This window comes from Streptomyces sp. NPDC002788, assembly GCF_053592115.1.
The window spans coordinates 129130-141583 of sequence record NZ_JBSFVB010000014.1; the positions used below are offsets into that span (position 1 = coordinate 129130).

Genomic DNA, 12454 nt, shown 5'->3' on the forward strand with positions numbered 1-12454 from the left:
CCTTCCCGTGCCCTTCGTGCTTGCCGTTCTCGTCGTGCTTGCCCTCTCCTTCGTGCTTGGTGGTGCCCCAGTCGTCGTCCGCGTTCACCGCGGACAGGGCTCCGCCACCCGTGTGTACCCCGCCGCGGGGCGCGTGGTGCTTGCCGTCCTTGTGGTGCTCCTTGCTGTACGAAGTGGTGTCGTGGTCCCGGTCACCCATCGCCTCGGCGTAGGCGGCGGGTGCGGCGATCGCGAGCGCCGCCGTGGCGGTGGCCGTCGCGAGCAGCATGCGGGCAGAGCGCATCGGTGAGTCCTTCCGTCGCGATCCGGGCAGCTGACGCCTCGCCAGCTCACGAGACCCGGCCTCGACGTGAACCACCGTCAGCCATGACGGGCGCTCCCACCATTCAGAGCGTTCACACGGGTTACGGACCCACTCTGACGGCGGCACCCGACCCCTGGGTGTTCGGCCCCCACGCAGGCAACCTCTGCCCGCTGATCACTGGCTCCTACCGCGACACCCAGGGGTGAGAACACCGCACTCCCCCGGACCATCACGGTCAGGCGCACATGGCCGTGGTCGGCCTGTTCTGGATCGGCGAGGACTCGCTGTGCGTGGGGGCCGAGCCCCCGGGAGCCGCCGCGGGGCTGCGGCTGACCCGGGACGGTGTCGAGGCGCAGGAGCGAAGCGGGTGCGCGCAACAGCGCCGCGAAGAGGCAGAGCGCGGCGTCGGCACACAGGAGCGAAGCGGGTGCGCGCAGGCAGGGCGCGCGGGCGGGTGCGTGCGGGCACGACGCGAGCCGGCACGCGGAGCAGGCGCCGAGGCGGGTCCGTGCGGGCTGGTCGAAGGGGAGCAGGGCATGGGGCAGGCATCGCGGGCCGGACGCCTGCACGCGTCACCGGCGCCCCGGCCCCCGGTGCCCCGTGCGCGCCGGGTCCGGGTCGACCAGCTGGGCCGCCATGCCCACCAGGACCAGCCCGCCGGCGATGAGCAGCCCCTGGGCCAGGGCGATGCCTGAGCCGAGGACGCCCACACCGAGAGCAAGCCCCCACCAGGCTCCGGTACGCCGGTACTCACGGGGCGGGGCCGGGCAACCGGATCTCATGGCACGGGTGAACCTGGGGTCCTCCCGTTCGAGTCGTGCTTGGAGGTGCACGAGGCGCTCCTCTTCGGACTGGGACACGGCTTCTCCTCTCCGGGACCGGCGGCGCTTCGGGCAGGGCACGGCCGGGGCCAGGGCAAGTCGTGGGGTGTCGGGCCGAGTGAGGGCGGAGGGAGACGGCCCGCCGGGTGCACGACGCGGACGGTCCCACCGGGGCTTCAGCTTCTCCCCCCTCCGACGGCGTCCGCCGTCAGGCCCACCCTCATCCTTCCCGGTGCCCGTACCTCACGAACGCCGTTCCGGGGGGAGCGTGTTCGGGCCGAGTGTGGGTGCTGTCACGGATGGGGGGATGCCGGGCGCCTCGGACGCCGGGGGTGACGGTGTCGAGGAGACGGTAGGCGGTGCCCCTGCGAAAACGACGGTTCTTCTTCGAGGCCCTCGGCGCGGGTGCCTCGGGCCACGTCCTGAAGTCCGCCGCTGACCGCGATCTGGTCGAGGTGTGCCGGGACACTGTGCGGGGCGAGCCGGCTGGTGGTGTTTCCGATCTCCGGCAGCGGCCCCGGTACGACGGCGCCCTCGGAGGTGACGAACGACAGGCCGCCGTCGGCGTCCTGGCCGAGGCCGAGGAGGGTGACGGGCCCGTGCTGGACGTCGAGCTCGACGCTCACGCCCCAGCCGCGTTGCCGTGGTGGACGCCGAGCCCGCGCAGCAGGAGGTCGCGGGCTCGGACGGCGAGGTGCCCCATGAGGCCGTGCCGGGCGTGCCGGAGCGCGGACTGATCCAGAACAGAACGCGGCAGGCAGCCGGGGCCGGACTCTCGGTGATCAGCCGTGGACCGTTCTGTCTGTTCGGCCGATCACCGTCCGAGACAGACACTCGCGGTCAGGGTCGCACCGCGGCCGCCCCGCTGGGGGTCTGCGTACCGCTGCTGCCGAACCGGACCCCCTTGGCCTCCTTGCCGAGCGCGCTCAGCAGGATCACCACGGCCAGGGTGGGCACGATGGTCCATGCCATCGCCGAGGGGTAGCCGTGGCGTTCGGCGAGGGCCTCCTGGATCGGCAGGTTGAGGGCGGCGATGAGGTTGCCGAGCTGGTAGGTGACGCCCGGGTAGAAGCCCCGGACGGCGTCCGGGCTCATCTCGGTCAGATGCGCCGGGATGACGCCCCACGCTCCCTGCACGCAGACCTGCATCAGGAACGACGACAGCATCAGCCAGCCGACCGTGGTGGACAGCACGAAGAACGGCACCACGACCAGTCCCGCGGCCGCCGCGATCATGATGGTCCGGCGGCGGCCCAGCCGTTCCGAGTACGCCCCGAGCAGGACCCCGCCGATCATGGCGCCGATGTTGTAGACCACGGCGATCGCGATCGAGGTGTTCGCCGACAGCTCGAGGCCCTTCTTCACGAACGTGGGGTAGATGTCCTGGGTGCCGTGCGACATCCAGTTGAAGGCGGTCATCAGCGCCACGAGGTAGACGAAGCGCCGCAGCACCGCCGGGTTCCTGAACACCTGGTGCGCCGGGGTGCGGTTGAGCTGGACGCTCTTCTCCCACACCTCGCTCTCCTCCACCCGGCTGCGCACCCACAGCGCGACCAGGGCGGGCAGCAGGCTGAAGGCGAACAGGCCGCGCCAGCCGAAGACGGGCTCGATGACGAAGAACGCCACGGCGGCCAGCAGGTACCCCAGCGAGTAGCCGCTCTGCAACAGACCCGACCAGAATCCGCGCCTTTCGGTGGGGATCTTCTCCATGGCCAGGGCCGCGCCCAGACCCCACTCGCCGCCCATGCCGATGCCGTAGAGCAGGCGCAGCACCAGCAGCACCGTGTAGTTGGGCGCGAAGGCGCACGCGAAGCCGACGATCGAGTAGAAGACGACATCCACCATGAGCGGTGTGCGGCGGCCCTTGCGGTCCGCCCACATCCCGAAGAGCAGTGCGCCGATGGGCCGCATCACGAGAGTCGCCGTGGTCAGGAATGCCATGTCCGTCAGGGAGACATGGAAGTCGTCGGCTATCTCGCTGTAGACGAGCACGACGAGGAAATAGTCGAACGCGTCCATCGCCCAGCCGAGATAGGCGGCCACGAAGGCATTGCGCTGGTCTTTGGTCAGACCCGTCGCCTGCCGTTTCACGGTTTTCAGCACTGCGGCCTCCTGAAGTTCGCAGCCGAGGCTAGGCAGGGGGTCACGGGAATCGGGCAAAGCACGGACCAGGATTGGACCAAAGGTCGCTTACGGGGCCAAGGGGTCCTTGCACTGTGCCCGCCCGGGTCGCGCGCTCATAGCGCCAGGACCCCTAACGGCCGGGGATTCGCCTTCCCGGTGCTGTCGCGTCGTCCAGGAGACGGCGGAACGTGGGGCATTCCAGGTGGCTCGGGGCGGGGCACGCGGCGGCATGGCGCAGGGAATCGCGCAGCACGCCGAGTTCGCGGATCCTGCGGTCCAGTTCGTCCGCCTTGGTCGAGAGCATCCGCCGGTCGATCCGCGGTCGCCCGTCCGGTGCGAACATCCGGGCGATCTCGTCGAGCGAGAACCCGGCCGTCCTGCCCAGCGCTATCAGCGCCAGCCGCTCCAGTACGCCGGGGTCGTACTGGCGCCGCAGGCCACGCCGGCCGGTCGAGGCGATCAGCCCCTTCTCCTCGTAGAAGCGCAGCGTCGAGGCGGGCACCCCGGCGCGGTGCGCCACTTCGGCGATGTCCAGGTCTGTCATTGCCTTGACCTCAAGTCGGCTTGAAGTAGAACGCTGTCATCCCGACTCGACGAAGGCAAGCAGAAGGAGAGACGACCATGGACGCTTCGCGCAGGGGCGACGACGATCAGGCCGCCCGTTGGAACGGGCCCTCGGGCCATGCCTGGGTGGATCTCCAGGAGGTGCTGGACGGGATGTTCCGGCCCTTCGAGGAGCTGCTCGTCGAGGCCGTGTCCGCCGAGCAGGCCGGCCGGGTGCTCGATGTCGGCTGCGGCACGGGCGGCATCACCCGGGCCGTCGCCCGACGGGTCGGTCACTGCGTCGGCATCGACATCTCCGAGCCGATGATCGCCACCGCCCGGGAGCACGCCGAACGGGAGGGCGTACCGGCGTCCTTCCTCCGCGACGACGCTCAGGGGCACGCGTTCGAGCCCGGCAGCTTCGACGCCGTCGTCTCCCGGTTCGGTGTCATGTTCTTCAACGATCCCGTCCGGGCTTTCACGAACATCCGGAGCGCCGTCGTGGAGGGGGGCCGACTGCGGCTCGTCGTGTGGCGCGACCCCGCGGAGAACCCGTTCATGACGACAGCGGAACGTGCCGCGGCACCGTTCGTGCCGGACCTGCCCGCCCGCCGGCCGGACCAGCCGGGGCAGTTCGCCTTCGCGGACCCGGACAGGGTCCGCCGCATCTTGGCGGAGAGCGGGTGGGTCGAGATCGACATCCGGCCGATCGACGTGGTCTGCACCCTGCCCGAGAAGGAACTCGTGAGCTACTTCACCCGGCTCGGCCCTCTCGGCACGATTCTGCCCCGGGCCGACGAGGAGACCCGCGCACGGGTCGTCGAGACGGTCCGCCCCGCCTTCGAGCCCTTCGTGCAGGGCACGGACGTCCGTTTCACCGCGGCTTGTTGGACGGTCTCCGCGCGGTCCGCCGCCGCGAAAATTTCGTGAGGTCCGGCCACCTTTTCGAAGCGGGGGCGCCCTGCGCATAGTGAGATCACGATGACGCGGAAGAGAGCCCTGGTCGTCCGGGGCGGTTGGGAAGGCCACGAGCCGGTCAAGGCGACGGAGCTGTTCTTGCCCTTCCTCCGGGACAACGGATACGTCGTCCGGGTCGAGGAGTCGACCGACGTCTACGCCGATGCCGCGGAGCTGGCCGGTACCGACCTCGTCGTGCAGTGCGTGACGATGTCGGAGATCACGTCCGAGCAGGTGGCGGGGCTGAGCTCGGCGGTCGTGGCCGGCACCGGCCTCACCGGCTGGCACGGCGGCATCGCCGGCTCGTTCCGCGCCTCGGCCGACTATCTCCATCTGGTCGGCGGCCAGTTCGCGACGCACCCCGGCAGGGAGCCGTGCGAGCGCAGGGGCGGGGCGGCGGACAACTTCCTGCCGCACACGATCACCGTCACCGCCGCCGGCCGCGAGCACCCCGTCACCGCGGGTATCGAGGACTTCGAGCTGCACACCGAGCAGTACTGGGTGCTGCATGACGACCTCATCGACGTGCTGGCCACCACCACGCACCCCACCCGGCCGTGGCAGCCGTGGCACCGGCCGGTCACCTCGCCGGCGGTCTGGACGCGGCGGTGGGGCGCCGGTCGGATCGTGGTGACGACACCCGGACACAGCCTCGACGTGCTGGAGAACCGACAGGTCCGCACCATCGTCGAGAGGGGCATGCTGTGGGCGACGCGCACCGCGTCGGCGTCGTAGGGCTCGGCGTCATCTCCCGCGCGTACCTGGACACGCTGGCCGGCCATCCCGCCGTACGCGTCACCGCGGTCGCCGATCTCGACGCCGGCCGGTCGGCCGCGGTCGCCGCCGAACTGCCCGGCGCCCGGGCACTGCCCGTCGCGACCTGCTGCGCAGCCCGGACGTGGACACGGTGCTGAACCTCACCACCCCCGCGGCGCCCGCCGAGATCGCCCTCGGCGCGATCGGCCACGGCAAGCACGTCTACGGGGAGAAGCCGCTGGCCGCCACGTTCGCCGACGCCCGTGCGGTCGTGGCGGCCGCGGCGAAGGCCGGCGTGGGTGTGGGGTGTGCGCCGGACACCGTCCTGGGCACCGGAGTGCAGACGGCCCGGGCGGTCGTGGAGGCGGGGAGCATCGGGCGTCCCCAGTTCGCCTCGGCCGTGATGGTCACCCCGGGCCACGAGCGCTGGCATCCCCACCCCGACTTCTCCTACACGGCCGGAGGCGGCCCGTTGCTCGACATGGGGCCGTACCACCTCACCTCTGTGATCCATCTGCTGGGCCCGGCGCGGGCCGTGACCGGAGCGGGAGGACGCCTGCGCACCGAGCGGGTCATCGGTTCGGGGCCGCGCGCGGGCGAGCGCATACCGGTCGAGGTGGACAGCCATGTCTCCGGAGTGGTCGAGCACGTGAACGGGACCCTGACCACCCTCACGACGAGCTTCGACGGTGTGGCCACCACGGCCGCCCCGATCGAGGTCCACGGCGAGACGGGAACCCTCTCGGTCCCTGACCCGAACCGCTTCGACGGCGAGGTACGGCTCCACCCACTCGGCGACACACGGTGGCACGCCCTCCCCGCGTCGGCGGGGTACGAGGACGGCGCACGGGGCGTCGGTCTGCTGGACTTCCTCACCGCCGGCGGGCAGCGCGCGAGCGGCGGACTCGCCCTGCACGTGCTGGAGACGATGACCGCGCTGCTGCGCTCCCCGGCCGAGGGACGGCGCATCGAGCTGACGACGTCGGCTGAGGTGCCCGCGCCCGTACCGCTGACGGCGGCCCGGGAATGGCGGGGCCAGGCCACACCCGGCCCCGCGTGAGCCTGTCAGTCCACGGGCCAGGTGTGGGCGGGCGCGTTCATGTGCATGTAGTCCATGTACGTCCGGGTCATCTGGCGCAGCGCTTCGCGCCGGTCGGAGATGCCGGCCTTCTCCAGGTGGTGGACCGTCTCCGTCTGCCAGGTGGCGCCGTTGCGGCCGGTGAGGCAGCGCTGCTCGATGATGCCCAGCAGCGGTTCGCGCCACGAGTCGTCCATGCCGGCCAGTTCGAGGCCGCGATGAGCCAGGGGCAGCAGCCGTCGCAACACCAGTTCGGTGACCGGCACTTCACCCACTCCGGGCCAGTACAGGCGGGCGTCGATGCCGTCGCGGGCCGCGGTGTGCAGGTTCTCCTCGGCCACCGCGAACGACATCCGCGTCCACACCGGCCGGTCCTCGTCGACGAGGGCGCGGGTCAGGCCGTAGTAGAAGGCGCCGTTGGCGATGATGTCGGCCACCGTGGGGCCGGCGGGCAGCACCCGGTTCTCGATGCGCAGATGCGGACCGCTGTCGGTGACGGCGTAGACGGGCCGGTTCCAGCGGTAGATCGTGCCGTTGTGCAGTGTCAGTTCGCCCAGTTGGGGCACGCCGCCGTTGTCGAGCTCCCGCTGCGGGTCCTCGTCGTCACACAGCGGCAGCAGGGCCGGGAAGTAGCGCACGTTCTCCTCGAAGAGGTCGAAGACGCTGGTGATCCAGCGCTCGCCGAACCACACTCTGGGCCGTACGCCCTGCGCCTTGATCTCCTCGGGGCGGGTGTCGGTGGCCTGCTCGAACAGGGGGATGCGGGTCTCGCGCCACAGCTCCCGGCCGAACAGGTAGGGCGAGTTCGCCGCGAGGGCGATCTGCACGCCCGCGATGGCCTGCGCCGCGTTCCAGTAGTGCGGGAACTCCTTCGGGTCGACCTGGAGGTGGAACTGGGTGCTGGTGCAGGCGGCCTCGGGGGTGATGGTGTCGGCGTACGTGGCCAGGCGCTCCACACCGTCGACCCTGATCCGCAGGTCCTCACCTCGCGCGGCGAAGATCTGCTCATTGAGCAGCCGGTAGCGCGGGTCTCCGGAGAGGGCGGACTCGCTCACGTCCGTCTCCCCCAGGGTCGGCAGGATGCCGACCATGATCAGGTGGGCGCCCACGGCGGCGGCACGGTCCTCGGCGTGGTTGAGGGCGTCCCGGATCTCCTGCTCCCAGGCGCCCGGGCCGCCGGCTGTCAACTGCCGGGGCGGGATGTTGATCTCCAGGTTGAAGCGGCCCAGTTCGCTGGACCAGGCGGGGTCGGCGATCGCCCGGAGCACGTCGGTGTTCCGCATGGCGGGAAGTCCGTGGTCGTCCACCAGGTTGAGCTCGATCTCCAGCCCGACCTGGGGGCGCTCGCTCTCGAAGCCGGACTCGCGGAGCATCCGCGCCAGCGCCTCGAGGCCGGTGTGCATCTTCTCCCGGTACCGACGGCGGTCCTCCCGGGTGAACACCAGGGCCGGCACGTCACGTCCCATGCGCCCTCCTGTACTCCGGCGGCGGCTGCTTCCGGTCCCAGCGTCGCACCTTGTCGTCGCCCCCGCACCCACCTAGCCTGACTTTGTGCCGCAAATAAACAAACCGCGAACGCACAGTGCCGTGCCGGGCAACGGCAGCTCCCTCACCCGACTCCGTACCCTCATCACCGTCTTCTCGGCATGATCGGCCGCCGCAGCGTCGCCGGCGGCACCACCGCGGCGGCCGGGATGCTGCTCGGCTCCCTCGCCCCGTCCCTGTGGGCGGCCCTGCTCGGCTACGCGATCACGGGCATCGGCCTGGCGAACCTCTTCCCCGTGGCGGTGGAACGGGCGGGCGCGCTGGCCGGGCCCAGTGGGGTCGCCACGGCCTCCACGCTGGGCTACGGAGGCATGCTCCTCGGGCCGCCGGCGATCGGTTTCATGGCGGACTGGTTCACCCTGCCGGCCGCGCTGACCAGCGTGGCGGTGCTCGCGGGGGTGGCAGCGGCGGTCGGAGCGCTGGTGGGGGCGGCGTCGCGGCGGTCGGGGGACTGAGGGAAGGGCCGGCCGGGGCGGCCACCCCCATCCGGGTGAAGGACCGCCCCGCCGCGGAGCCGCTCTCGATCGGGAGATCGGCCCAGTCGTGATCCTGGGTACCCGTCGCCAGGCCCGAGGTGATCTCCGGGCCGCATGCCAGGAACAAGGAGGCAGACTCGTGACCGAACAGCAGCACCCCGGCGAGCAGCACCCGACCCCGGAGTTTCCCTCCCAGGACCAGCCGCACCCCGGCTGGACGGGGCCCATGGACCCGCCCCCGGACCACGGTGAGGAGTCCTACCGGGGCAGCGGCCGGCTGGAGGGCCGCAAAGCCGTGATCACCGGCGGCGACTCCGGGATCGGCCGCGCGGTCGCCCTGGCGTTCGCCCGTGAGGGAGCCGACGTGCTCTTCACCCACCTCGACGAGGAGAAGGACGACGCCGCCGAGACCGCGCGGCTGATCCAGGAGGCCGGCCGGCGTGCCGTGCCCGTCTCGTGCGACGTACGGGAGGAGGAGAACTGCCGGGCGCTGATCGACCGTGCCGTGGCGGACTTCGGCCGGATCGACATCCTGGTGAACAACGCGGCGTACCAGATGTCCCAGCCCGACGGCATCGAGGCGATCTCCACCGAGCAGTTCGACCGGGTGCTGCGCACCAACCTGTACGGCATGTTCTGGCTGTGCAAGCTGGCCGTGCCGCACATCCCGGAGGGCGGCAGCATCATCAACTCGACCTCGGTGCAGGCGTACAAGCCCAGTCCGCATCTGCTGGACTACGCGATGACGAAGGGCGCGATCGTCACCTTCACGCAGGGGCTCGCGCAGATGCTGATCGAGCGGGGCATCCGCGTCAACGCGGTCGCGCCGGGCCCGGTGTGGACGCCGCTGATCCCGGCGACGCTTCCGGACACGCAGACGTTCGGCAAGCAGGCGCCCATCGGGCGGCCCGCGCAGCCCGCCGAGATGGCTCCGGCGTACGTCTTCCTCGCCTCGCAGGAGGCGTCGTACATCACCGCCGAGATCGTCAACGCCACGGGCGGTACGCCGCTGCCGTGAAATCCGGCGCCTCGAGCGGGCTCCGTACGGCAGACTCGCGCCATGGATACCGCCGAGTTCCTGCAAGCGCTGGAGACAGAGGGCCGGTTGCTGGCCGAGGCAGCCGAGGAGGCCGGGACGGAGGCGAAGGTGCCGACGTGCCCGCAGTGGCAGGTGCGCGATCTGCTGCGGCACACGGGCGCGGTGCACCGCTGGGCCGCGGCGTACGTCGCGGAAGGGCTCACCGAGCGCCGCCCGCTGACCGAACCCACCGGCCTCGACGGCCCGGAGCTCGTGGCCTGGTACCGCGACAGCCACCGCCTTCTCGTCGGCACACTGGCCGGCGCCTCGCCCGACGTGGAGTGCTTCACGTTCCTGCCCGCGCCGTCGCCGCTGGCCTTCTGGACCCGGCGGCAGGCGCACGAGACGGCGGTGCACCGGGTCGACGCGGAGTCCGCACGCGGGGGCGGCACGACGGCCGTCACCCCGCACTTCGCGACCGACGGCATCGACGAACTCCTGCGCGGTTTCCACGCCCGTCCCAGGAGCCGGGTCCGCACGCCCGAGCCGCGCGTGCTGCGGGTCCGCACGGACGACACCGACGCCGTGTGGACCGTACGGCTGTCCCCGGAGCCCCCCGTGACCACACGGGGCGCCTCCGGGGACGCCGAGTGCGAACTCTCCGGTCCGGCCGGGCAGTTGTATCTGGCACTGTGGAACCGGGCTCCCGTGCCGACGATCACGGGCGAGGGGGCGCTCGCCGAGCTGTGGCGGAAGGCGTCGGCAATCTGACCTGAGCCGGGGCAGCTCAGTCGTCCGCCAGCATCCGCTCCAGAACCGCGCGCTGCACGGGCAGCACCTCGCCGTGCAGCGCGCGACCCTTCGCCGTGAGCGAGACCTTCACGCCCCGCCGGTCCTCGGGGCACATGCCGCGCTCGACCAGGCCCTCCTTCTCCAGCCGGGCGATCAGTCGCGACAGCGCGCTCTGGCTCAGATGGACCCGCTCGGAGATCTCCTGCACGCGGTAGGAGGGCGCGCCCTTCGCCACCCGGCGCCTGGCGAGGACGTCGAGCACCTCGAAGTCACTGGCGCACAGGCCGTGGCCGTGCAACGCACGGTCGAGTTCGCACTGCGTCCGCGCGTGCAGCGCCAGAATGCCCCGCCACTGTTTCACGAGCGCCTGCTCGGCCTGCTTCGCCGCCATGAGGCGCACCGTAACAGAGAAGCGAGGTTGTTGCACACGAATTAAATGCATTTGCATCACATGCAAGCGCATGTAGTCTTCGGGCATGACCTCTCCGCTCATCTCCCCCACGGCCGAGGGACGTTGGACTCCCCGCCTCTGGGGCACCCTTCTGGTGCTCTGCGCCGCGATGTTCCTGGACGCCCTCGACGTGTCCATGGTCGGCGTGGCGCTGCCGTCCATCGGCGCCGACCTCGGCCTGTCGACATCGGCGCTGCAATGGATCGTCAGCGGCTACATCCTCGGCTACGGCGGTCTGCTGCTCCTCGGCGGACGCGCCGCAGACCTCCTGGGCCGGCGCCAGGTCTTCCTGGTGGCCCTGGGCGTCTTCGCGCTGGCCTCGCTGCTCGGCGGGCTCGTCGACTCGGGGCCCCTGCTCATCGCCAGCCGCTTCATCAAGGGTCTGAGCGCGGCCTTCACCGCCCCCGCCGGCCTGTCGATCATCACCACGACGTTCCCCGAGGGCCCCCTCCGCAACAGAGCCCTCGCCATCTACACCACCTGCGGCGCCGCCGGCTACTCGATGGGCCTGGTCTTCTCCGGCCTGCTCACGGAGGCCAGTTGGCGACTCACCATGCTCCTGCCCGCCCCCATCGCGCTGATCGCCCTGCTCGCCGGCCTGAAGCTGCTGCCGCGCAGTGCCCGCGAGCGCGGCGAGGGCGGCTACGACATCCCCGGCGCCGTGCTCGGCACCGCCTCGATGCTCCTGCTCGTCTTCACCGTCGTCGAGGCGCCCGAGGTGGGCTGGGGTTCGGCCCGCACCATCCTGTCCTTCGCCGCCGTCGCCGTACTGCTGGCCGCGTTCGTGACGGTCGAGCGGCGCAGCCCGAGCCCGCTGATCCGGCTCGGCGTGCTGCGCTCGGGGCCGCAAGTGCGGGCCCAGCTCGGTGCGTTGACGTTCGTCGGCAGCTACATCGGCTTCCAGTTCCTGGTCACGCTCTACATGCAGCAGCTGCTCGGCTGGTCCGCGCTGCACACGGCCCTGGCCTTCCTGCCGGCCGGCGCGCTGGTGGCGCTGTCCGCGACGAAGGTCGGCGCCGTCATCGACCGGTTCGGCACGGCCCGCCTGATCGTGCTCGGCTTCGCCCTGATGGTCGCCGGCTACGCGCTGTTCCTGCGCATCGACCTCCACCCGGTCTACGCGACCGTGATCCTTCCGACGATGCTGCTGGTCGGCTCCGGCTTCGCACTGACCTTCCCGTCCCTCAACGTCCAGGCCACCAACGGCGTCGACGAGCACGAGCAGGGCATGGTCTCCGGACTGCTCAACACCTCGGTCCAGGTGGGCGGCGCGATCTTCCTCGCCGTGGTGACGGCGGTGGTGACCGCGAACTCCCCCGAGGGTGCCGACGCCTCCCCGCAGGCCGTCCTCGACAGCTACCGGACCGGCCTGGTGGTCGTGGCGTTCATCGCTCTCGCCGGCCTGCTGATCACCCTCTCGGGCCTGCGGACCCGCCCGGACCGGCCGTCCGTCGTGGTCGCGAAGTCCACCCCGAAGGAGGCGGAGCGCGTCGCCGTACGCGACTAGGGCTGTCGCGTGATCCGAACGACAAGCCCTGGGGGGAATGCCTCCACGGTGTGCCCGGCGGGCTGCCTTGCCTGCCGGGCAC

10 protein-coding genes and 5 pseudogenes are annotated in these 12454 nt (G+C 71.3%); 8 read left to right on the forward strand and 7 right to left on the reverse strand.

Annotation, left to right across the window (positions count from 1 at the left end):
- Together ACWD1U_RS25450 and ACWD1U_RS25455 are read right to left on the reverse strand one after the other, a co-directional pair.
- A pseudogene (locus tag ACWD1U_RS25450) lies at positions 1–283 on the reverse strand (hypothetical protein); the annotation flags it as partial.
- A gap of 593 nt (positions 284–876) precedes the next feature.
- Entirely contained in the window at positions 877–1164 is a 288-nt protein-coding gene (locus tag ACWD1U_RS25455; RefSeq protein WP_451110800.1) for a DUF3040 domain-containing protein, read from the reverse strand.
- Between the two features lie 338 nt (positions 1165–1502).
- Between ACWD1U_RS25455 and ACWD1U_RS25460 the strand changes: the two are divergent.
- Positions 1503–1610, forward strand: a pseudogene (locus tag ACWD1U_RS25460) (DNA-binding response regulator); the annotation flags it as partial.
- Here the strand turns inward: ACWD1U_RS25460 and ACWD1U_RS25465 are convergent.
- From ACWD1U_RS25465 to ACWD1U_RS25475, 3 genes and pseudogenes are all read right to left on the reverse strand, one after another.
- Positions 1605–1837, reverse strand: a pseudogene (locus ACWD1U_RS25465) (arabinose isomerase); the annotation flags it as partial. The pseudogenes ACWD1U_RS25460 and ACWD1U_RS25465 overlap by 6 nt on opposite strands.
- Before the next feature lie 128 nt (positions 1838–1965).
- A complete protein-coding gene (locus ACWD1U_RS25470; RefSeq protein WP_451110802.1) occupies positions 1966–3228 on the reverse strand; it encodes an MFS transporter in 1263 nt (420 codons plus the stop codon).
- Between the two features lie 151 nt (positions 3229–3379).
- Positions 3380–3793 (reverse strand): helix-turn-helix domain-containing protein, encoded by a 414-nt coding sequence (locus ACWD1U_RS25475; protein ID WP_451110803.1) that lies wholly within the window; start codon positions 3791–3793, stop codon positions 3380–3382.
- A gap of 77 nt (positions 3794–3870) precedes the next feature.
- On the opposite strand from ACWD1U_RS25475, the gene ACWD1U_RS25480 reads away from it, so the two are divergent.
- The 3 genes and pseudogenes from ACWD1U_RS25480 to ACWD1U_RS25490 all read left to right on the forward strand — a co-directional run bounded on the left by ACWD1U_RS25480 (position 3871) and on the right by ACWD1U_RS25490 (position 6565).
- On the forward strand, positions 3871–4722 hold the full coding sequence (locus tag ACWD1U_RS25480) for a class I SAM-dependent methyltransferase (protein ID WP_451110805.1): 852 nt from the start codon (positions 3871–3873) through the stop codon (positions 4720–4722).
- Positions 4723–4773: 51 nt separating this feature from the next.
- On the forward strand, positions 4774–5484 hold the full coding sequence (locus ACWD1U_RS25485) for a ThuA domain-containing protein (RefSeq protein WP_451110807.1): 711 nt from the start codon (positions 4774–4776) through the stop codon (positions 5482–5484).
- Positions 5454–6565, forward strand: a pseudogene (locus ACWD1U_RS25490) (Gfo/Idh/MocA family protein). Before ACWD1U_RS25485 ends, ACWD1U_RS25490 begins: the two are co-directional and overlap by 31 nt.
- Positions 6566–6570: 5 nt before the next feature.
- On the opposite strand, the gene ACWD1U_RS25495 reads toward ACWD1U_RS25490, so the two are convergent.
- Complete coding sequence (locus tag ACWD1U_RS25495; protein WP_451110809.1) at positions 6571–8049, reverse strand: glutamate-cysteine ligase family protein; 1479 nt, start codon at positions 8047–8049, stop codon at positions 6571–6573.
- A 171-nt stretch (positions 8050–8220) separates the two neighbouring features.
- Between ACWD1U_RS25495 and ACWD1U_RS25500 the strand changes: the two are divergent.
- The 3 genes and pseudogenes from ACWD1U_RS25500 to ACWD1U_RS25510 form a co-directional block, all read left to right on the forward strand.
- Positions 8221–8583, forward strand: a pseudogene (locus ACWD1U_RS25500) (MFS transporter); the annotation flags it as partial.
- A 160-nt stretch (positions 8584–8743) separates the two neighbouring features.
- Positions 8744–9622, forward strand: a complete 879-nt coding sequence (locus tag ACWD1U_RS25505; RefSeq protein ID WP_451110811.1) for an SDR family oxidoreductase — start codon at positions 8744–8746, stop codon at positions 9620–9622.
- Positions 9623–9664: 42 nt separating this feature from the next.
- On the forward strand, positions 9665–10393 hold the full coding sequence (locus ACWD1U_RS25510) for a maleylpyruvate isomerase family mycothiol-dependent enzyme (RefSeq protein WP_451110813.1): 729 nt from the start codon (positions 9665–9667) through the stop codon (positions 10391–10393).
- 16 nt (positions 10394–10409) lie between these two features.
- Here the strand turns inward: ACWD1U_RS25510 and ACWD1U_RS25515 are convergent, their stop codons facing one another.
- On the reverse strand, positions 10410–10805 hold the full coding sequence (locus tag ACWD1U_RS25515) for a MarR family winged helix-turn-helix transcriptional regulator (protein ID WP_451110814.1): 396 nt from the start codon (positions 10803–10805) through the stop codon (positions 10410–10412).
- A gap of 85 nt (positions 10806–10890) precedes the next feature.
- Between ACWD1U_RS25515 and ACWD1U_RS25520 the strand changes: the two genes are divergently transcribed.
- On the forward strand, positions 10891–12372 hold the full coding sequence (locus ACWD1U_RS25520; protein WP_451110816.1) for an MFS transporter: 1482 nt from the start codon (positions 10891–10893) through the stop codon (positions 12370–12372).
- The last annotated feature ends 82 nt before the right edge of the window (positions 12373–12454 follow it).